Here is a 21,718-nt window from a genome sequence, read left to right on the forward strand (position 1 = left end):
ATATCTGTTCCTTTTCAACGTATTGAACATCTCCTCTTTCCTTTCACTTTTATTCTCATTAGTTGATTCATTGCTTATATTTCAAAAAAAACGACTCAAATGCAATAATAGTATCAATATGGGTAAAATAATAGATAGATTCACTCTTAAATAACCAATACTATTGTAGTCTATTTAACCTGTAAGAGAAGATTCGTGGAAAAACAACAAAAAGTACTTCGTATACACCCTAAAGACAATGTGTTGGTGGCACTAACCGATTTAAAAAAAGGAACTCAAATTTCGTTTGAAAACGAAACTTATGAAATTCAAAATAACATCGATGCCAAACACAAATTTGTAACTGAAGATCTTTCAAAAGAGGATCAAGTTTATATGTATGGGGTTTTGGTAGGAAAAGCCAAGAAAGCCATTGCCAAAGGTGATCTTATTAGCACCACTAATTTAGTGCATGATACAGAAACCTATGCCGTAAAAGATTCAAGTGAACAGGAAGCTTGGAAAGCTCCTGATCTTTCAAAATTCACCAACAAAACCTTTAATGGTTATCACAGAGAAGACGGAAAAGTAGGGACTGAAAACAATTGGTTAATTATTCCTTTGGTTTTTTGTCAAAATAGAAATGTTGAAGTTTTAAAAAGTGCCTTGGTTGAAAAATTAGGTTTTGGAAAACAACAGCATTTAGGTTTTGATGTATCCTCTTTAATAACAAGCTACAATGCGGGAGAATCAAGTGACGCTCTTTTAAACAAAGACATCATCACTCCTGCAGAAGAAAAAACAAAAAACCCACTATTTCCAAATGTAGATGGAATCAAATTTTTAACTCATGAAGGTGGTTGTGGTGGTGCTACTTCGGATTCTATTACTTTGTGTAACTTATTGGCAGGATACATCAATAATCCAAATGTGGCAGGTGCTACAATTTTAAGTTTAGGTTGTCAGCATGCACAAGCAAGTATTTTAACACAGGCGCTTAACCAAATGTCTCCTGATGTTAAAAAACCTATTTTCGTTTTAGAACAACAACAAAGTGTTTCTGAAAAAGAATTATTGGCAGAAGCCATCAAAAAAACTTTTGTCGGACTGATAGAGGCCAATAAAATTGAAAGAAAACCAGCTACTTTAGATAAACTTACGATAGGTTTAGAATGTGGTGGTTCTGATGGATTCTCTGGAATCTCAGCAAATCCTACTTTAGGTTATGTTTCTGATTTAATTGTTGGTTTAGGTGGAGCTACTGTTTTATCTGAATTCCCTGAATTAAACGGTGTAGAGCAAGAATTGATCAACCGTTGTACGGAGCCTCGTATTGCAAAAAAATTCTCAGACATCATGTCTGTTTACAGTGCCAAAGCGGATGCCTTGGGCGCAGGATTTTATGCAAACCCTTCACCTGGAAATATTAAAGACGGTTTAATTACAGATGCCATCAAATCGGCGGGCGCTGCAAAAAAAGGAGGAAGTTCTCCTATTGAAGATGTATTAGATTACACCGAGCAAGTAACAAAACCAGGGTTAAATTTATTGTGTACTCCTGGAAATGATGTAGAATCGACTACAGGTTTGGCTGGCTCAGGAACAAATATTATCTTGTTCACCACAGGACTAGGAACTCCAACCGGAAATCCTATTACGCCTGTCATTAAAGTTTCATCAAACACAAAACTGACAGAGAAAATGAAAGATATCATCGATTTTAATACAGGTGGTATTATTGAAGGAACAGCTAGTATTGCTGAAACTGGAGAAGCTTTGTTAGATCATATTATTGAAGTTGCCAGCGGAAAGCAAACCAAAGCAAGAAAATTAGGACAAGATGACTTTATTCCATGGAAACGTGGTATGTCGCTTTAAAAAAAATAAATAAAAATTTAGTTTAGTACTTATATATTATGAAATTTAGTTTAGAAAATAAAGTTGCCATAGTAACTGGTGGAGGAAGTGGTATAGGAAAAGCCATCTCTTTAACTTTTGCAGAACAAGGTGCTCAAGTTCATATTTTGGACTTCAACTTAGAGGCTGCTCAAGAAACTGTTCTAGAAATGGAACAAAAAGGCGCAAAAGGATTCGCACATCAATGTGACGTATCTAACCAAAAAAATGTTGAAAGCATTATTGCCACCATAAGAAAAGACAACACAATTGACATTTTAATAAACAACGCAGGAATTGCACATGTTGGAAATATTGAAACCGTTGAAGAAGCTGATTTAGATCGTCTTTACAATGTCAATGTAAAAGGAGTATACAATTGTATCAAAGCTTGTATTCCTTCTTTAAAAGAAAACGGTGGTGGTGTTATTTTAAACTTGGCTTCTATTGGTTCGTCTGTTGGATTAAACGATCGCTTTGCGTATTCAATGAGCAAAGGAGCAGTATTAACCATGACTTATTCTGTTGCCAAAGACTATATCAACGATGGTATTCGATGCAATTGTATTGCACCAGGAAGAGTGCATACGCCATTTGTAGATGGTTTTATCAGTAAAAATTACCCAGGCCAAGAAGAAGAGATGTTTGAAAAACTATCTAAAACACAACCAATTGGTAGAATGGGAACAACACAAGAAATTGCAGATTTAGTCTTATTTTTGTGCTCTGATGAAGCTGGATTTATTACAGGATCAAATTACCCAATTGACGGTGGGTTTATAACATTAAACGGAAAATAAATAAACAACAACAATATGAAACTTATAAGATTTGGAGCAATTGGCCAAGAAAAGCCAGGAGTTCAACTTGCAGATGGTACCAAAATAGATGTATCTGGATTTGGAACAGATTACAATGAAGAATTCTTTGGAAACGAAGGAATCGAAAAATTGTCGGCTTGGTTAAAAGACAACCAAGAAAGCTGTCCTAAAATTGGTGATGAAGTTCGTTTAGGAGCTCCTTTAACACGTCCTTCTAAAATTGTATGTGTCGGGTTAAACTATGCTAAACATGCAGCAGAAAGCGGAATGGAAATTCCTAAAGAGCCTGTATTGTTTTTTAAAGCAACATCTTCTATGATTGGACCTAATGACGATATCATTATTCCTAAAGGAAGTACGAAAACAGATTGGGAAGTTGAACTTTCTATTGTTATCGGTAAAAAGGCATCTTATGTTGAAGAGGCTGATGCTGTTTCTCACATTGCTGGTTATGTTTTACACAACGATGTTAGTGAACGTGCTTTTCAATTAGAAAGATCTGGACAATGGGTAAAAGGAAAAAGTTGTGATACATTTGCACCTGTTGGACCTTTTATTGCTACTACTGATGAAATCCAAGACCCTAACAACTTAAACTTATGGTTAAAAGTAAATGGAGAAATGATGCAAAATAGCTCAACTTCTGATTTTATTTTTAATGTACAGCAAGTAGTAAGTCATATCAGTCAATTTATGACTTTATTACCTGGAGATATTATTTCAACAGGAACGCCATTTGGAGTTGGTTTTGGACTAAGACCTGAGGTGTATTTAAAGCCAGGAGATGTTGTTGAGTTAGGTATAGAAGGATTAGGTACCTCTAAACAAAATGTAAAAGCTTATTCTTAAGGAACAGAACACTGCCCTAGAAATACAAAAACCTGTATTTAAGTTAACTTAAATACAGGTTTTTTATTTTCTTTTTTTGCTTTCTCTTTCATCCATAAAAAAGTCTAGAAGTCTTGCTTATGAACAGCCAAACTTCTAAACTTTTTCCTATAAATTAAGAATTAATTACGTTCCTAGTTATTTTAAAACAACCGTTAAGGTCATTGCTCCATGAGCCCCAATAACCAAAGACTGTTCAATATCTGCAGTTTTTGAAGGTCCTGAAATAAACACCCCAAAATCGTTATCCTTCTTTGCTAATATCGGATAAGCTTGATGTAAAAAAGGAACGATATTTTCCTTCTTTAAAACAATAACCAAATGGTTTGTTATAAACGGTAAAACTCGAATTGGAAGTTGTCCATCAGACAACCAAACAGCACCATTTTCAGCAACTCCAAGGATACTTTCTAAAATCAACACATCCAAATTCTCTAACTCATGTGGTTTTTTTAAGGCTTCTAAAGAAACCGTATTAAAATCTCCTGCTCCTTCTAAAGTTGCATAATTAACCTTAGCGTCTGGGTACATTTTTGAAACTTGACTAAAAATAGTTTCTGAAACGTTTTGTTCTACAACATTCCCTCCTACTACTTCTACTTTTTTTGTGAATTCCTCCAGCAAATCCTTACCATCAGCAAACACTTCAACATTAATTACCGGAAGCTCTAATAAATCTGGTTTATTAGCCTTCGCTCTTGACAATATATTTTCTCTACTAGTCATTTTTTTCTCTGTTTTTATACCAATCATCAAAACTTTCTTTAGGCCCTAATGGCAAATCTCGCTCTTTACCCCAAACATTTGGCTTAGAGTTTATGACCGATTTAGGTAAATTCCTTAACGACCAACGGGCAACTTTTCCTACACGTTCAAACTGTGATGGTTTTGAAAATACTTTCCCCATCATTTTCATGGAAGCTTTTTTAACAAGGGGTTGTGGTGTTTCCTTTGTTATAATTTGTCTCCATTTATACAACTGACTGTGAATATCAATTTTTACTGGACAAACATCAGAGCAAGAACCACACAAGGTTGAAGCAAAAGGCAAAGTACTATGCTTTTTCAAATCTTTTCCTGGTGATAAAATAGAACCAATAGGTCCTGGAATCGTAGCGTCATAACTATGCCCACCACTTCTTCTGTAAATTGGGCAAGTATTCATACAAGCACCACAACGTATACAATGCAATGAAGCTCTAAAATCAGGTCTGCTTAATTGTTCTGTTCTTCCATTGTCAACAATAACAATATGCATTTCATTTCCTTCAATAGGTTTTTTGAAGTGCGAAGAATAAGTCGTAATAGGTTGTCCTGTAGCACTACGCGCTAACAATCGTAAGAAAACACCTAAGTATTCTTGTTTTGGAATAATTTTTTCAATTCCCATACAAGCAATATGTACTGGCGCCAAATGAGCACCCATATCGGCATTTCCTTCATTGGTACATACCACAAAACCACCCGTATCTGCAATGGCAAAATTGACACCTGTTATGGCTGCATCAGCTTCCATAAATTTTTCTCGAAGATGCTTTCTCGCTTCTCCTGTCAAATATTGAGGGTCACCTCCACAAGGTTTTGTTCCCAAATGCTCTTGAAACAACTCATCAACTTCTTCTTTGGTTTTATGAATTGCTGGCAATACAATATGACTAGGCGGCTCTTTGGCCAACTGAACAATTCGTTCTCCTAAATCGGTATCAATAATTTCCATACCATCAGCTTCCAAATACGGATTTAAATGACATTCCTCTGTAAGCATCGACTTACTTTTCACAATTTTTTTGGCATTGTGTTTTTTCAGTATGCTATGTACTATTTTGTTATGTTCTTCTGCATCGGCTGCCCAGTGAACCTGTACCCCGTTTTTAATAGCGTTTGCTTCAAATTCGGTTAAATAATGGTCTAAATTTGAAAGAGTATGTGCTTTTATTCCGTGTCCTAAACTTCTTAAATTCTCCCAACCTTCAACGGCATGAACTGATTTATCTCGTTTATGTCTAACAAACCACAATGCTTTATCATGCCAATTGACCTTTTTTTCATCTGTATTAAAAATAGATGCTGCTTTTGAATGACTCATGTTTTTCGTTGAATTAAATATTACTATTCAAAATTTCTGCAATATGCAGTACTTTTAAAGGTTGCTCATTTCTATTGATCAAACCTTCCAAATGCATCAAGCATGAAGTATCTGTAGCGGTAATAACCTCTGCTCCATTGTCTAAATGATCTTTTACTCTGTCTTTCCCCATCTTTACAGAAATAGCTTCTTCAGTTACAGCGAAAGTACCTCCAAATCCACAACACTCATCTTTTCTAGTCAATTCAATAAGCTCTACTCCCTTCACCATTTTCAATACATCTTCAATACTAGAAAAAGAATCTCCTACCACCTCTGAACAAGAACCTAAACGTAAACCACGTAAGCCGTGACAACTTTTATGTACCCCTACTTTAAACGGAAAACTAGCTGTAAGTTTTTCTATTTTAAGAATATTTACAATAAAATCACAAAGTTCGTAAACATTGTCTCTTACTTTTTTAACAGCTTCTGTTTGTGGAATGATGTTGTAATGCTTTTTTACATGGTACGCGCAACTTCCAGAAGGCGTAACGATGTAATCAAAATCTTTAAAATTTTCAACAAAATTGTTGCAAGCTCCTACAGATTCATATTCATACCCTGAATTGGCCATTGGCTGACCACAGCATGTTTGACCCGAAGGATAAACAACATCTACATTTAGTTTTTCTAACAACTCTAAAGTTGCTTTTCCTACTTGTGGATATAATTGATTTATATAACAAGGAATGAATAGTCCTACTTTCATTTAACTTCTTTTTATATTAGTATTGATATTTTTTTAGTTGCAATTCGTGTGTTACAAATTTACAGGGAACAAGTAAACAAAACTTCCTAAAATTTGATTAACGCCAATACTATCTTTGCCTATTTTAGTTTTAAACACAAAAATATGCAATGATAACACTTAATAAGTTTTCTAAAAAGAAAAAAAATTCCTAACGCAAGTGCTCGTTTAAATATACGGTAGGAGAACAATTCATAATTAATTTGAACTGCCTGTTAAAATTGGATATGTTGTTAAAACCAGACTCATAGCATATAGAAGAAATATTATGCTTGTTTTCTAAAAGCAATCGACAGGCATAACCTATGCGAATTTCAGCCAAATATCTAGAAAATGTTTTTCGATTTACCCGCTTAAAAAAACGACTAAAGGCTGTGGTATTCATATGTGCAATTTGAGCGACTTCTTCTAAAGTAATGACTCTATTGAAATTTTTAAAAATATAAGCTTGAACTTTATCTTGCGTAACGTTTCTTGTGGCTTTAAAAGAATTTAGGAATCCTTCACTTGTCAGTTTTTTGACGTCCTTATATTTTGCCAGTTCATTCAATATTTTTAGAAAGCACATGGTTTTCTCAAAACCTTTTAATTTAAGCATCGATTTTATTTCCTGAATCAATTTTTTATCCACTTTTAAAAACTTCAATCCGAAACGAGCTCTTTCAAACAAATCTAAAATATGTCGCATTTCTGGAGTTTCAAAAAAGGTAGCTCCTAAATAATCTTGCTTAAAATGGATGGCAATAGCCTTTGCTTGCTGTTTGGAATCTTGCTGAAAATAATCTTCTTCATTGAGCCACATATGTGGTAAATCTTTTCCTAAAAGCATGACATCTCCTACTTCAAATTTTTCAATGCCATCTCCAACAAAACAGGTACCAGCACTTTTTAACACAACCACCAATTCCAATTCTGGATGATAATGCCAAATTTTCAAAAAATAAGGGTAATCATTTACTTTGGTGGTAAAAGATTTATTATCAAGACTGCTTCTATCTAGTAAGTGAAGTTTCATAGGTCGAAATGGTCAATGAAATTAAGGTTAAAAAACTACTGTAGTTACAAAAATACCGCAAAATAATTAAAAACGAATACTTCTCTTTTTTTATTCATTAATTTATTCGTGACTTATTATCGTTTATTTCTTTGATGCAATCTTCTTAAGAAACTTCGATAGAAAATCACATAAATTTAAAACCCAAAAAAAGGAGTCAAACCTAATTGACTCCTTTTTCTTATAATTTTAATGCCTTACTCATTTACAGCAATTGCATTGTAAGCTTGTTGATAAGCATCCACTCGAGATAACTTTGAATTGGAATGCATTAAGTGTAATACTTTTTCTAGAACACGTAACCTCATTCCATTTTTGTCTGATTTGTGTAGAATTTCTATAATAATTTCTTCTGTAGTCATAGTTTTCTATTTTTTATTAAGTTACATAAATTATATAAATATTAAAAAGATTTGCCATAAAGAATAATTTCCTTCTTATTCCATACTCAAACATGTTTCAAAAAACCTAGGCATGAATTCGTACGGTTCTATAACCATAGATGGCAATAAAACAGAAACAGAAAAATGGCAATAGGAACGATATATTTACCGCAGCAAACGAACCAATTGTTCCCATATCAATAATTAAACCTTGTAATATTGGCATTAAAGCCCCTCCTACAATTGCCATTACTAACAATGCTGCTCCTAATGTTGTATCCTCTTCACTTAAGCCATTTAGGGCAATACCGTAAATAGTAGGAAACATTAACGACATAAAAGCCGAAGTCGCAACAAGTAAATAAAGCCCTACAATTCCTTCAATAAAAATAGCGCCAAACATGGTACACATAGCTCCTAAAGCAAAAATGAATAGCAATTTTTTAGAGTTGACATACTTCATTAAAAAAGTAGTAATAAACCTACTTCCTAAAAAGATAGACATGGCAACAATATTGTAATTCTGAGCTGTTGCTTTTGAAATACCTAAATTATCTGCATAATGAATTATAAAGGTCCAACACATAATTTGTGCCGCTACATAAAATAATTGTGCCAATACTCCTTCTCTAAATTTCCCGTTGGCAAATAATCTTTTAAAAGAATCCATTACCGAACCATAGTTCCCTTTTTCAGTTCTTTTAGGCATTTTAGAAATAGAAATCACCACAAACATTAAAATCACAACTCCTCCAAGTATGATATATGGATTTCTTATAATCGCTAAATCATGGGTTCTAATAATTGCCTTTTGAGCTTCTTCCAAAGTTGTAAAAATTAACTCTCCTACTTCATTTCTCTTATCAGAATCTAAAGCCGTTAAAATAAATTTAGAAGCCACAAACATTCCGAATAAAGATCCAATTGGATTGAAAGCCTGTGCTAAATTTAAACGCTGTGTAGCCGTTTTAGGATCACCCATAGAAAGAATGTATGGATTTGCTGTAGTTTCTAAAAAGGCCAATCCAAAGGTTAAAATATAAAGTGACACTAAAAAGAAGCCAAACATTTCAAATTGCGCTGCTGGATAAAACAACAAAGCACCAATAGCATAAAGTGAAAGTCCTAATAAAATACCTTTTTTATAACTATATTTTCTTACAAATAAAGCAGCAGGAATGGCCATAGTTGCATACCCACCATAAAAAGCCAATTGCACTAAGGCTGCTTTTCCGGTTGATATTTCCATAACAGTACCAAAGGCAGCTACCATTGGGTTGGTAATGTCATTTGCAAATCCCCACAAAGCAAATAAAGAGGTAATTAAAATAAAAGGAAATAATACTTCCTTAGAAACAACGGGTATTTTTTTAAAATCATTCATAGTAAAGAAAAGTTAGCAAAGCACTTAGGTGCTTTATTGGATTAAAAAAAAGCACTATAGTTATGTACTAACTATAGTGCTTTTCTTAACTAATGATATTATCTGTATTGAGCGTATACAAGTTTTGTTTGTAAATACTCTTCCATACCGTGTTTTCCATCAGCACCACCTAATCCAGATTTTTTCCAACCTGCATGGAATCCTTGAATTGCTTCAAAGTGCTCTCTGTTTACATAAGTTTCTCCAAACTCTAATTCTTGACTTGCATGCATAACCTTGTTAAAGTTTTCTGAGAAGATAGAAGATGTTAGTCCATATTCACAGTCGTTAGCCAAAGCAATTGCTTCATCCAAAGTACTAAATTTCATCATTGGCAAAACGGGTCCAAAAACTTCTTCTTGCATAATTTGCATATCTTGACGAATATTTGTCAACAAGGTTGGTTGGTAGAAATATCCTTTGTCAAACTGACTCGATCTATTACCTCCCAAAACAACTTCAGCACCTTCGTTTTTAGCAAAGTTTACCATTTCTTCAACCTTGTCAATTTGTGCTTTAGAAACCATTGCACTCATGTCTGGGTTGTTTGCAGAAAATGCATCCTCCACTTTAATTGTATTTAATTTTTTAGTTACTTTTTCTAAGAATTGATCGTAGATAGAATCTTCAACATATACTCTTTCAGCACAGTTACAAACTTGTCCACTAAAAATTACTTTAGAGCTTACAATAGCATTTACTGCTAAATCTAAGTCAGCATCAGCACAAACAATAGCTGGTGCTTTTCCTCCTAATTCTAAAGATACTTTTGTAATATTTGGAGCCGCAGCTTCCATAATTTTTTGACCTGCATATACACTACCAGTCAAACTTACAATTCCTGTTTTAGCATTGCTTGTCAATGCATTTCCTACTACAGGACCACTTCCACAAACAAAATTCAAAACACCATCAGGCAATCCAATTTCAGCTACTAATTTAGCAAATTCCATAACGGTATTTGGTGCTACACAACTTGGTTTAATTACACAGGTATTTCCTGTAACCAAAGATGGAGCTACTTTTCTAGCCATTACAAAAAATGGGAAGTTCCATGGCAAAACACCTACCGCCACCCCAATTGGAGCTTTGTGTAAAAACATGTGTTCCTTACGTCTATCACTTTGAATAATTTCACCTTCAATTCTACGAGCCCATCCTGCATTGTAATCAAAATAATCTGCAGTTACATCAATTTCTACTTGAGCCAAACCAATTACCTTAGCTTGTTCTGCTGCTAAAGTTTCTGCCAAAAACACTCTATTCTCGCGAATAATATTGGCCATTTTATTTAAATAATTAGCTCTTTCAATAGCAGCAAAAGATCTCCATTCCTTTTGTGCATGGTAAGCAACGTCAATTGCCATGTTTGCATCCTCTATAGATCCTTTTGGGATTACAGATAACACTTCTTCTGTACAAGGGTTTAAAACTTCTGTTACACCAGAAGATGTAGAATTTACAAACGCACCATTAATGTATTGTTTAAATTGTCTCATGTTATAAGTTATTAGGTTATTTAAATTTAATTCAACTAAGAAATAGCATTCCTTAATTTTTATTAGACATGTTTTGTTCAAACTCTCTAGCAAGTAGAGAAATTAGAGTTCGACAAATTTATAGAATGATGAAACCTTTAGAATTATCTATATTAACCAATTGTATGAATAATTTAAACATTTGGTTTTAAAAAAGAACACTATACCTTGATTAGAAAAGGATTAAGCCATCGCTTATTTTTGTTTTTTTGTAGAAAACAACTATTCCACTGTGATTTTTTATAGATTCTAAAAAATCAAATCACCTATATCGTTACTTGTTTTTTTGAAGATAATTAGACCTTACTATAAGGTCTAATTAGCGTAACACTTTATAAGTATTAAAAATAGCCCTGCAAAAAAGAAATCTAGGTATACCTACCCGACTTATAGACGGCGGGAGTAATTCCCGTGGTAGACTTAAATACTCTAGAAAAATGGTAGCGATCGGAGAAACCTAAATCATAGGTCACGTCTTCAATCGTTTTATCGGTATGTTCAAATAAATCGCAAGCCCTGGCTATTTTTCTTTTTTGAATAAAATTATGCAAGGTAATACTCATTTCTTGTCGAAATAAGCGGGCAAAGGAATTAGGAGCCATATTTACAATATCTGCCAAAGCAGCATTGCTTAGTTTAGAGTCTATATTAATTTCAACATGACGCAACACCTTTAGTACACGCTCGTCTATATTTATTGCTTTCCACAATTCGGACCCGATATTAGAAATTGCTTCTTTGATAAACGATTGTAATTTTAAATTAAAGGTCAGTTTAAAATCGGTATTTTCAATTTTTAAACGTTCTGTTAAATACAACAATCGGTCTTTTAAATAATCGGTCAGTTCAATTTTATAAATTCCTGGATACACATGGTCAAAAGGAACGCCCAAATTAAAATGCGTAAAAAAATGAAACAAACATTTTTCTTCTAAATCGGCCTCCACAATATCATCTGTTAAATGCCTACCTGAAACATGAATCCCATTATTATATACATGGTTTTTTTGAAATTCAGAAGAAAAGGAGGTAAAAGGAGCAATGATATAAATAGAATCTGGACTCATTTCAAAAACATCTTCTTTGTGTTTTAAAGTCCCACCATAATTTTTATTCCAATAAACTCGCCAAAACGGAAAAACCATATCGTGACAATCCCACATATCTAACAACCAATACCTACAACACAATAACTTTATTTTTATATCTATAAAGTTCTGTTTATTAGAGGATGGGTCTCCTAATTCTATGTTTTTGGTATATTTCATTTAAAGACGAATGTTTAAATTAGATACAAAAATACAAATTTTAAATATTTTTAGAAGTGAATTACTGCGCTAAATTTGTCGTATAAATTTTTATACAATAATTATGGCTACACTTAAGCTTCCAGTAGAAGTACAAAAAGAATTGAAAAAAGTTTCTAAAGTTGCAGGTTACCTGTGGCAAAGAGAATGGGCAGAAAGAAACGCCGGTAATATATCTATGAACTTGACTTCATTTTTCACAAAAGAAGAAGTACAAGCTGCAGCTGGTGAACAAATACCTTTTGATTTCCCTAAAGGAGCGGCTGGTTTTGTAATTTACATTACAGGAACAGGTTGTTATTTAAGAGATTTAGTAGATTCTCTTGATAAAGTATCTTGTATATTATATATCAATGAAGAAGCAACAGCATACTCAATCATTTGGGGTGGAAATCGTGAGAACTTTGGACCTACATGTGAGTTGATTTCTCATACAAGTATTCATTTATTTAATTCTATAAACCATCCAGAAAACTTAGCGGTTGTTCATACGCACCCTCTTGAGTTAATTTGTATGAGTCACCATGAATTATTTGATAATGAAGAAGAATTAAATAGACAAATTTGGATGATGTGTCCTGAGGTAAAAGTTTTTGTTCCTAAAGGAATTCACTGTACACCTTATGCATTGTCTAGTACAGCAGATTTGGCAAAAGTTACGATTGAAGCTTTTAAAACAAGAAACGTTTCTTTATGGGAAAAGCACGGAGCTACGGCTACTGCGCCTGATGTAGAGAAAGCTTGGGATTTCTTAGATGTAGCAAATAAAGGTGCTAAGTTATTAATGATGTGTTGGGCAGCAGGTTTTAAACCAGCAGGATTGTCCAATGAGCAATTAGTAGAATTAGAACAATTTACATAAACCAAAAAAAAATTAAACCATGAGTAGATTAATTGGTAGACTACCAAAAGTAGGAATTCGTCCTGTGATTGATGGACGTGAATTAGGAGTTAGAGAGTCTTTAGAAGTTCAAACAATGGACATGGCTAAAGCTGCAGCTAAATTAATAGAATCAACATTACGTTTTCCTAGTGGAGAAAAAGTAGAGTGTGTAATTGCAGATACAACTATTGGAGGTGTTGCTGATGCAGCAGCCTGTGCAGATAAATTTAAAAGAGAAGGTGTTGAAGTTTCTTTAACAGTAACGCCATGTTGGTGTTATGGTACAGAAGTTATGGATACAGATCCTTCTACGCCTAAAGCCGTTTGGGGATTCAACGGAACAGAAAGACCAGGGGCTGTTTATTTAGCAGCTGCCTTAGCAGGGTATTCTCAAAAAGGATTGCCAGCTTTTGGAATTTATGGTAAAGAAGTGCAAGATGGTGGTGATCAAACCATTCCTCAAGACGTTTCAGAAAAAATACTACGTTTTGTAAAAGGAGGTTTGGCAGTAGCACAAATGAACGGTAAATCTTATTTATCTATAGGATACAGTTCTATGGGGATTGCAGGATCTATGGTTGATGTAAACTTCTTACAAGATTATTTAGGAGTTAGAGCTGAGTTTGTAGAATCGGTAGAGATTTTAAGACGTATTGACGAAGGAATTTTTGACCAAGAAGAATATGCAAAAGCATTGGCTTGGACCAAAGAAAACTGTCAAGAAGGAAAAGATTATAACAGTCCTGAAGCTCAAAAATCGGCAGAAGTAAAAGAAGCTGAATGGGAAAAAGTTGTAAAAATGACTTTGATCTGTAAAGATTTAATGAACGGGAATCCTAAGTTAAAAGAAATGGGATTCGGAGAAGAATCTAAAGGTAGAAATGCCATTATGGGAGGTTTCCAAGGACAACGTCAGTGGACAGATTACCAACCAAATGCTGATTATACAGAGTCTATCTTAAACTCTTCATTCGACTGGAATGGAATTCGTCAAGCGTACACTTTTGCTACAGAAAACGACTGTTTAAACGCAATTTCTATGTTGTTTGGACACTTGTTAACTAACAAAGCTCAATTATTCTCTGATGTACGTACGTACTGGAGTCCTGAGTCAGTAGAAAGAGTTACTGGGAAAAAATTAACAGGAATTGCAGAAAACGGAATTATCCACTTGATCAATTCTGGTTCTACAACATTAGATGCTACTGCACAACAAACAGATGCTGATGGAAATCCTACAATGAAACCATTCTGGGAAATTACAGACGAGGAAGTTCAAAAATGTTTAGACAATACAAAATGGCCAGCAGCAATTGCTGAATATTTTAGAGGTGGAGGATTCTCTTCTCAGTTTAAAACAAAAGGAAGCATGCCTATTACGATGTGTCGTTTGAACTTGGTAAAAGGAATTGGACCTGTTTTACAAATTGTAGAAGGATGGAGTGTTGAATTACCTGGTGATATTCACGAAATATTAGATGAAAGAACCAACCCAACTTGGCCAACTACTTGGTTTGTTCCAAGATTAACAGGAACAGGTTTCTTTAAAGACGTGTACACTGTAATGGCAAAATGGGGAGCAAACCACGGAGCAATTTCTCACGGACATATTGGTGCTGATTTGATTTCTTTAGCGGCTATGTTACGTATTCCTGTGAATATGCATAATGTTAGTGAAGATGATGTATTTAGACCAAGTGCATGGTCTGCATTTGGAGAAGGTTTAGAAGGAGCTGATTATAGAGCTTGTAAAAATTATGGTCCTTTATACGGATTTAAAGAATAACTAAAAAAGGTGTTTGGCCTAGGTCAAACACCTTTTTTTAATTTTGATTTGTCATGATAAACGTAATTGCTGTTATTGATATAGGGAAAACCAATAAAAAAATTCTCTTATTTGATGAAACTTTCGAAGTAGTTTACAGAAATGCAACTAGATTTGATGAAGTTTCTGATGAAGATGGTTATCCTTGTGATGACATTGAATCTATAGAAAATTGGATTCAAAACGAAATAAAAAGAATACAAGAAGAAGGCGAATACAGCGTTAAAGCCATCAACTTCTCAACTCACGGTGCCAGTCTTATTTATTTAGATAAGAATGGAGACAGAATTACACCTTTGTACAATTATTTAAAGCCATTAAACTTAGAAGAGTATGAGGAGCTTTATGATGTGTATGGAGGAAAAGAAGAGTTTTCTAGAAAAACAGCATCTCCAGCTTATGGAATGTTGAATACAGGACTTCAAATATTAAAATTACAAAAAGAAAAACCTGAGTTTTGGAGTAAGGTAGATGCTATTTTGCATTACCCACAATACTTAAGTTATCTTTTTACCAAACAAATAACTGCCGATTTCACCTCGGTAGGTGCACATACCGCCACTTGGGATTTTGACAAAATGCAGTACCACCAGTGGATTCAAGATAAAGACATCAAACTTCCGCAACCAAGTAATGGTAGAGAGGCCATTGTTTCCGACTTTAACGGTCAGGCGATTGCTGTAGGTTCTGGTTTACACGACAGTTCTTCATCTATAATTCCTGTATTACAAAATTGTAATAATAAAGAATTTGTATTGCTATCTACCGGTACTTGGATCATTGCCATGAACCCATATAGTACTGAAAAGTTAACACAGCATCAGTTAAGCAACAACTGCTTGTGTTTTATGACGCCTGAAAAGCAACAAATAAAATCATCTATGCAGTTTTTAGGACGTATACATGAGGTGTATTTGGAGCCTTTGGCAAAGCATTTTGACGTAGATATAGATACGCATTTAGAATTAAAATTAGATACTAAATATATTTCTGAATTAATTTCTGCAAACAAAAGAATTTATTTATCAGAAGGAATTGACACCGATTTTGAGGCGAACCCAGTTCTATTAAAACAATTTGACAGCTATAAAGAAGCTTATTACCAGTTGACTTATGAAATAAGTAAAAAAGTAGTAGCGGGTATCGACTTGATTTTAGACGAAAACAATGCTTTAAAAGAAATTTATGTTTCTGGAGGATTTAACAGAAATGAAATGTTTGTAGAGTTTATCGCACAAATGAAAAAAGGTATCGATATAAAAATACCAAACTGTAAAAACGAAAGTGCGCTTGGTGCGGCTTTGTTAATGAAAGATTATTTGAAAAACTAAAACTTAGGTATCTAAAAAAAAACTATGCATAAAAATCAAACATTAGGAGAGTTTATTATTGAAAACCAATCTTCTTTCCCCTACTCTAGTGGTGAATTATCTAGCCTTTTAAATGCCTTGCGTTTAGCTGCAAAAGTGGTGAATCATGAAGTAAACAAAGCGGGATTAGTCGATTTATTTGGAAACTCTGGTGACATCAACATTCAAGGAGAGAGTCAACAAAAGCTAGACATTTTTGCGAATGAAATTTTTATTCAAGCACTTGTTAACAGAGAAATTGTTTGTGGAATTGTTTCTGAAGAGAATGACGAATTTATTGCCATTAATGGAAGCGACAAAAGACACAGCAGCAAATATGTGGTACTGATGGATCCTTTAGATGGTTCTAGCAATATTGATGTCAACGTATCCGTAGGAACTATATTTTCTATTTACAGAAGAATTAGCCCTGTTGGAACTCCCGTTACTCAAGAAGATTTTTTACAAGCAGGTAACAATCAAGTTGCGGCAGGTTATGTCATTTACGGAACTTCTACCATGTTGGTTTTTACTACAGGTGATGGTGTGAATGGATTTACCTTAAACCCAGCTCTTGGAACTTTTTATTTATCACATGCCAATATCAAATTTCCTGAAGAAGGAAATATTTATTCTGTAAACGAAGGAAATTACAGCAACTTTCCACAAGGAGTAAAAGACTATATTAAATATTGTCAAAAAATTGAAGAAAACAGGCCTTATGCTTCAAGGTATATTGGTTCTATGGTTTCTGATGTCCATAGAAATATGATCAAAGGTGGAATTTATATGTACCCTAGTAGTTTTCCTTATCCTGAAGGAAAATTAAGATTGTTATACGAATGCAACCCAATAGCATTTATTGTGGAACAAGCAGGAGGTAAAGCAACGGATGGTAAACAAAGAATTTTAGACCTCAAACCAAATGATATTCACCAAAGAAGACCTTTCTTTTGCGGTAATACTGAAATGGTTAACAAGCTTGAAAACTTTATAGCAAAATACTAATTAGCTGTATCCTTCAAAATTGTAATTTAAAACAAGCCAAAAGCCTATTATTTTTATTAAATTACCCCTCATAATTTTGATTATACACCAATAAGCAATGCAACATAACAGCTATTCATCTAAAACCATACAGGCTTTCCTAGCCTGTATGGTTTTGTTTTTAAATACCTATTTCTTACAGGCCCAAAGAGTAGAAACATTCTCTAATTTAGAAGGATTTAACCAAAACACCGTAAGCACCATTGAACAAGATAGTTATGGTTTTTTATGGATTGGAACACCCAATGGTTTGATCAAATATGATGGCTACGATTTTGAAAATGTTCGAATAGATTTTAACAACTATATCACTACGCTTCACAGCGACAAAAACAACCATTTATGGATTGGAAATAACGAAGGAGCCGTTGTAAAAGTTCTTTCTTTAGAAAAAGAATACAAAGTTCCCATTCCTAAAAACTTTAGAGTAAGCCATATTCGTTCTGATGCAAATGATAACATTTGGATTTCTGGCGAAAACAAATTATTTGTTTGCAAGCTCTTAGACAAACATACCGGAACTTTTGAATTGTCTGAAAATCTATTAGAAAAACACAAAGAAATAGAAACCATCAACGATTTTGTATGGGACAAAACCAATTCAATGATACTGGCCACCAGTGGCGGATTGTTGCAATTAAAACTAAATAATACAGATCAGTTAAGCGCTAAAACAATAACTTCTGTTATTACTTTTGAAGATTTTGATTACAGCATCAACAGCATTCAAACCATAGGAAATAATTTATGGGTGGGTACTACAAAAGGTTTTTTCAAAGTCAGTACCGACGACAAAAAAGTCTACATTCTTAAAGATTTTAATAAAGACGCTTTTTTAGTTAAAAAAAATCTTAAACTCATTATCAAAAACATCTATGAAGATAGAAAAGGAACAGTTTGGATTTGTACTCAAAACGAAGGCTTGTTCCATTATGTTCCTGAAACGGAAAAGTACACCCAATTCAAACCCAACCTCAACAACGACTCTGGCGTAAGTAGTCAAATTATAAATTGTATTTATGAAGATGAATTTGACGTTATGTGGATTGGTACTGGACAAGGTGGATTGAACAAATTAAATAGCTTACAAAAACCTTTTTATTCCTACCAAAGAAACCCTTTTAACAAAAAAGCCTTAGCAGGAAATTTGACCACTGCTATTTTAGAAGACTCTAGAGGTTATTTATGGGTTTCTACTTATAACAATTCCGTTTGCAGAAGTACCAAAGCCGTGAACGACAATAACGTGGCAAACATAAAATTTAATAGTTTAAAAAATATTTTCCCACTCAACACTAAAGAAATTGTAAGATCTATTTACGAGGATAGCTATGGGTATATTTGGTTTGGAACGGAGTTCAGTATAATTTGCTACAACCCTAAAACGGATCGATTTAAAAAATTAACACTTAAGAAAAACAATCGGAATATAAAACTAGGCCTTTGTTTTGCTATTCAACAGTTAGATAAAAACACCCTATTGTTTGGTGGCCATACTTTTGTAACTATTAAAAATCCTTGGGAACAAATTTTAAAACGAAACAAGGATTATTTAGACATTGAAGCGAAGTTAGATTTACCAAACAACAGAGCCTACAAAGTTTTACTAGACAACCAGCAAAAATTATGGTTAGGAACGGAAACAGGTCTAATACTGTTAAACTATGAAAACGAAAAACTAGCCATTAACAAAGATTATAAATATTACCGCTTAAAAAACATAAACCACAGCAAAGTATTTACCTTAAAAGAAGATGCCAACGGCTATTTATGGGAAGGAACCTTTGGTGGTGGATTGAATAAAATAAAGTTTGATGCTCAAAATGAAATCATTGAATACAAATCGTACAACAAAAACAATCTATTAAACGACAATGCCGTCTATGGTATTTTGCAAGACGACAATCAAAATTTGTGGTTGAGTACAGATATGGGGCTTTGTAAATTTAATACAGATACCGAAGAAGTCAATTTTTTTGATGTACGTGATGGTCTGATCAATAACAATTTCCGTCAATCTTCTTATTTTAAAGGAAAATCAGGATATTTTTATTTTGGAGGCTTGAACGGTTTGACCGTTTTCGATCCTGAAAAAATCAACCTAAACCTTCAATTGCCTAAAGTCATTTTTACAAAATTAAAGGTTAAAAATAAAAAAGCAATCATTGAAAATGACCGCTCAAATTCCTCTAATACCATTCTTACAAAATCTATTTCTGAAACTTCGGAAATTAGCATCCATGAAAATGATCAAATTTTAGCATTAGACGTTATTGTAGATCATAGTGCCAATCCTACAAAAAATAAATTGGCCTATAAATTAGAAGGCTTTAACAACGATTGGATTATTGAAAACACAGGAAAAGCCACCATCACCTATACCAATTTATCACCTGGCAATTACGAATTAAAAATAAAAGGAGCCAATAGCGATGGAATTTGGAGTGAACAAATAAAAAGCCTAAAAATTAAAGTATTACCTCCGTGGTATAAAACCTGGTGGAGTTATTTACTTTTTGTTTTACTGATTATTTTAATTTCTGTTGGAATTACCATCTACTTTGTACAACATGAAAAATTAAAACAGCGCTTGCTGTATGAACAGCTAGACAAAGAGCGTTTAGATACCATCAACCAAGGGAAATTTAGATATTTTACCAATATATCTCACGAGTTTAGAACTCCTCTTACGCTAATTGCCGGGCCTTTAGAACATATTATTTCTATGAACAAGGATGCCGACAACACAAAGTATTTGGCCATTATTCAAAAAAACACCAAAAGACTACTTAGTTTGGTAGATCAACTTATTACTTTTAGAAAAGCAGAACAAGGACATGTAAAATTAAAACTAAGTCAAAATACCTTAGGCGATTTTATATACCCTACTACTGAAGCTTTTGAAAATTATGCGGTAGAAAAAAACATCAACTTCTTTTACAAGGTAAACTCGCCAAATGAAAATATTATTATTGATACCGAAAAAGTAGAACGTATTATTTTTAATTTACTATCCAATGCATTTAAAAACACACCTGCCAACGGAAGTGTTAGTATTGAATCGGACATTATAACCAATGGTGATACAAAAATGATACAAATAGATGTGATTGACAACGGTAAAGGAATACCTGCAAAAGATTTAGACAATATTTTTGAACGTTTTTACCAATTAGGAAATAATGAAGAAAGTGTAAGTGGCGGTGGAATTGGATTGGCCTTTTGCAAATCATTGATCAATTTATTGGAAGGGCAAATTACTGTAAAAAGTGAACCTTTTGTAGAAACGAGATTTTCAATTTTAATTCCTGCCAAAACTATTGAGGATTATAAAAACGAAGAAGTCAACACCCATAAAAAATCATTTATCAAAGATTGGGTGCCACTTTCTACAGAATTTAAAAACGAAACATTCAACAACGAATTAAACAATACACAAAAAGAACATCATTTATTAATTGTTGAAGACGAAGAAGATGTGCAACACTTTTTAGTCAGCCGACTTTCAAAACAATATAATATTACCATAGCCAATAACGGATTGGAAGGTTTGGAAAAAGTAAAATTAAACGAACCTACTTTAATTATTAGTGATGTCATGATGCCTGAAATGGACGGATTTGCCTTTTGTGAACATATAAAATCGACACCAGAAACCTGTCATATTCCTGTGGTTTTATTAACGGCTTTGGGTGAAAACGAAGACGCCATTAAAGGACTTGAATTTGGAGCAGACGAATACATTAGCAAACCCTTCTCTATAAAACTTTTAGAATTACGTATTAAAAAACTTATTGACAACAATATTCGTTTAAAAGAATATTTCTCAAAAAACAGTGTGGTTCCCAAAAAAGGAATTGAAATATCAACAAGAGATAAAGAGTTTTTAAATGAAATTATTGCAGTTATTGAAGAAAACATTGCAGACTCAAATTTTGGGGTAGAAACACTATCTGCTAAAATGAATTTAAGTGCCTCTCATTTTTACAGACGCTTGAAACAATTAACTGGACAAATTCCGAATGCGTATATCCGAAATTTCAGACTGCAAAGAGCTGCTGAATTGATGAGTAAAAATGATGGAGCCAATGTTACGGAAATCATGTATCAAATTGGAATTGAATCGAATTCCTACTTTTCTACTTCCTTTAAAAAATTACATGGGGTTTCTCCTTCTGAATTTTTGAAAAATCTTTCTAACTAAAATTTAGTACTCCTAAAAAAGAGCACATGATTGGAACCATTATGTGCTTTTTTTTGAACCATTACCGCTTCTAAAAAGCAAAAAAACAAGTAACTATTTATTGAAAACAAAACTCCATTGTTGCTGGTGTTTTGCTTGAATAAAATACTTAATTAAAAAAATTAGCATTTTTTTTACTCCTATAAACCTTAAATAGAACAAGATTCAACACGTAGAATCTGTCTCAAAAAAGTAAAACCGCCTTA

General features: G+C 33.5%; 16 protein-coding genes. 8 read left to right on the forward strand and 8 right to left on the reverse strand.

Annotated features, from left to right (window positions below):
• Positions 1-195 precede the first annotated feature (195 nt).
• The 3 genes from FGM02_RS14520 to FGM02_RS14530 are packed head-to-tail and all read left to right on the forward strand — an operon-like array spanning position 196 to position 3,545.
• Positions 196-1,857, forward strand: coding sequence for a UxaA family hydrolase (locus FGM02_RS14520; RefSeq protein ID WP_139959216.1), 1,662 nt, complete (start codon positions 196-198; stop codon positions 1,855-1,857).
• Between the two features lie 38 nt (positions 1,858-1,895).
• Positions 1,896-2,675, forward strand: coding sequence for an SDR family NAD(P)-dependent oxidoreductase (locus FGM02_RS14525; RefSeq protein WP_139959217.1), 780 nt, complete (start codon positions 1,896-1,898; stop codon positions 2,673-2,675).
• A gap of 15 nt (positions 2,676-2,690) precedes the next feature.
• Positions 2,691-3,545 carry a fumarylacetoacetate hydrolase family protein gene (locus FGM02_RS14530; protein ID WP_139959218.1) on the forward strand — a complete coding sequence of 285 codons (855 nt, stop codon included), beginning with the start codon at positions 2,691-2,693 and terminating at the stop codon, positions 3,543-3,545.
• Positions 3,546-3,722: 177 nt separating this feature from the next.
• On the opposite strand, the gene FGM02_RS14535 is transcribed toward FGM02_RS14530, so the two are convergent.
• The 8 genes from FGM02_RS14535 to FGM02_RS14565 all read right to left on the reverse strand — a co-directional run bounded on the left by FGM02_RS14535 (position 3,723) and on the right by FGM02_RS14565 (position 12,126).
• Positions 3,723-4,310 carry a LutC/YkgG family protein gene (locus FGM02_RS14535; RefSeq protein ID WP_166461194.1) on the reverse strand — a complete coding sequence of 196 codons (588 nt, stop codon included), beginning with the start codon at positions 4,308-4,310 and terminating at the stop codon, positions 3,723-3,725.
• Positions 4,303-5,670, reverse strand: coding sequence for a lactate utilization protein B (locus tag FGM02_RS14540; protein WP_139959220.1), 1,368 nt, complete (start codon positions 5,668-5,670; stop codon positions 4,303-4,305). Before FGM02_RS14540 ends, FGM02_RS14535 begins: the two co-directional genes overlap by 8 nt.
• 13 nt (positions 5,671-5,683) lie before the next feature.
• Positions 5,684-6,421: a (Fe-S)-binding protein gene (locus FGM02_RS14545; RefSeq protein ID WP_139959221.1), complete on the reverse strand. Its 738-nt coding sequence runs from the start codon at positions 6,419-6,421 to the stop codon at positions 5,684-5,686.
• Between the two features lie 190 nt (positions 6,422-6,611).
• Positions 6,612-7,475 carry an AraC family transcriptional regulator gene (locus FGM02_RS14550; RefSeq protein ID WP_139959222.1) on the reverse strand — a complete coding sequence of 288 codons (864 nt, stop codon included), beginning with the start codon at positions 7,473-7,475 and terminating at the stop codon, positions 6,612-6,614.
• Between the two features lie 236 nt (positions 7,476-7,711).
• Entirely contained in the window at positions 7,712-7,876 is a 165-nt protein-coding gene (locus tag FGM02_RS18090) for a hypothetical protein (protein ID WP_166461195.1), read from the reverse strand.
• A 106-nt stretch (positions 7,877-7,982) separates the two neighbouring features.
• Entirely contained in the window at positions 7,983-9,281 is a 1,299-nt protein-coding gene (gene fucP / locus FGM02_RS14555) for an L-fucose:H+ symporter permease (protein ID WP_139959223.1), read from the reverse strand.
• 98 nt (positions 9,282-9,379) lie between these two features.
• Positions 9,380-10,819 (reverse strand): aldehyde dehydrogenase, encoded by a 1,440-nt coding sequence (aldA, locus tag FGM02_RS14560; RefSeq protein ID WP_139959224.1) that lies wholly within the window; start codon positions 10,817-10,819, stop codon positions 9,380-9,382.
• A 407-nt stretch (positions 10,820-11,226) separates the two neighbouring features.
• Entirely contained in the window at positions 11,227-12,126 is a 900-nt protein-coding gene (locus FGM02_RS14565) for an AraC family transcriptional regulator (RefSeq protein WP_139959225.1), read from the reverse strand.
• 103 nt (positions 12,127-12,229) lie between these two features.
• Between FGM02_RS14565 and rhaD the strand changes: the two genes are divergently transcribed.
• From rhaD to FGM02_RS14590, 5 genes are all read left to right on the forward strand, one after another.
• A complete protein-coding gene (gene rhaD / locus FGM02_RS14570) occupies positions 12,230-13,027 on the forward strand; it encodes a rhamnulose-1-phosphate aldolase (RefSeq protein WP_139959226.1) in 798 nt (265 codons plus the stop codon).
• Between the two features lie 19 nt (positions 13,028-13,046).
• Positions 13,047-14,834, forward strand: a complete 1,788-nt coding sequence (locus tag FGM02_RS14575) for an L-fucose isomerase (RefSeq protein WP_139959227.1) — start codon at positions 13,047-13,049, stop codon at positions 14,832-14,834.
• 53 nt (positions 14,835-14,887) lie between these two features.
• Complete coding sequence (locus FGM02_RS14580) at positions 14,888-16,204, forward strand: FGGY family carbohydrate kinase (protein ID WP_139959228.1); 1,317 nt, start codon at positions 14,888-14,890, stop codon at positions 16,202-16,204.
• Between the two features lie 24 nt (positions 16,205-16,228).
• On the forward strand, positions 16,229-17,230 hold the full coding sequence (gene fbp, locus FGM02_RS14585) for a class 1 fructose-bisphosphatase (RefSeq protein WP_139959229.1): 1,002 nt from the start codon (positions 16,229-16,231) through the stop codon (positions 17,228-17,230).
• 97 nt (positions 17,231-17,327) lie between these two features.
• The gene (locus FGM02_RS14590; RefSeq protein ID WP_139959230.1) at positions 17,328-21,473 is read left to right on the forward strand and encodes a hybrid sensor histidine kinase/response regulator transcription factor; all 4,146 of its coding nucleotides are present in this window, start codon (positions 17,328-17,330) and stop codon (positions 21,471-21,473) included.
• Positions 21,474-21,718: the final 245 nt, after the last annotated feature.

The sequence above is a fragment of the Flavicella sediminum genome (assembly GCF_006381105.1).
Lineage (GTDB): Bacteria > Bacteroidota > Bacteroidia > Flavobacteriales > Flavobacteriaceae > Flavicella > Flavicella sediminum.

Coding starts and splice junctions, on each gene's coding strand:
- FGM02_RS14525 (WP_139959217.1), top strand. CDS start 1,896: ATGAAATTTAGTTTAGAAAATAAAGTTGCCATAGTAACTGGTGGAGGA.
- FGM02_RS14530 (WP_139959218.1), top strand. CDS start 2,691: ATGAAACTTATAAGATTTGGAGCAATTGGCCAAGAAAAGCCAGGAGTT.
- FGM02_RS14535 (WP_166461194.1), bottom strand. CDS start 4,310: ATGACTAGTAGAGAAAATATATTGTCAAGAGCGAAGGCTAATAAACCA.
- FGM02_RS14540 (WP_139959220.1), bottom strand. CDS start 5,670: ATGAGTCATTCAAAAGCAGCATCTATTTTTAATACAGATGAAAAAAAG.
- FGM02_RS14545 (WP_139959221.1), bottom strand. CDS start 6,421: ATGAAAGTAGGACTATTCATTCCTTGTTATATAAATCAATTATATCCA.
- FGM02_RS14550 (WP_139959222.1), bottom strand. CDS start 7,475: ATGAAACTTCACTTACTAGATAGAAGCAGTCTTGATAATAAATCTTTT.
- FGM02_RS18090 (WP_166461195.1), bottom strand. CDS start 7,876: ATGACTACAGAAGAAATTATTATAGAAATTCTACACAAATCAGACAAA.
- fucP (WP_139959223.1), bottom strand. CDS start 9,281: ATGAATGATTTTAAAAAAATACCCGTTGTTTCTAAGGAAGTATTATTT.
- aldA (WP_139959224.1), bottom strand. CDS start 10,819: ATGAGACAATTTAAACAATACATTAATGGTGCGTTTGTAAATTCTACA.
- FGM02_RS14565 (WP_139959225.1), bottom strand. CDS start 12,126: ATGAAATATACCAAAAACATAGAATTAGGAGACCCATCCTCTAATAAA.
- rhaD (WP_139959226.1), top strand. CDS start 12,230: ATGGCTACACTTAAGCTTCCAGTAGAAGTACAAAAAGAATTGAAAAAA.
- FGM02_RS14575 (WP_139959227.1), top strand. CDS start 13,047: ATGAGTAGATTAATTGGTAGACTACCAAAAGTAGGAATTCGTCCTGTG.
- FGM02_RS14580 (WP_139959228.1), top strand. CDS start 14,888: ATGATAAACGTAATTGCTGTTATTGATATAGGGAAAACCAATAAAAAA.
- fbp (WP_139959229.1), top strand. CDS start 16,229: ATGCATAAAAATCAAACATTAGGAGAGTTTATTATTGAAAACCAATCT.
- FGM02_RS14590 (WP_139959230.1), top strand. CDS start 17,328: ATGCAACATAACAGCTATTCATCTAAAACCATACAGGCTTTCCTAGCC.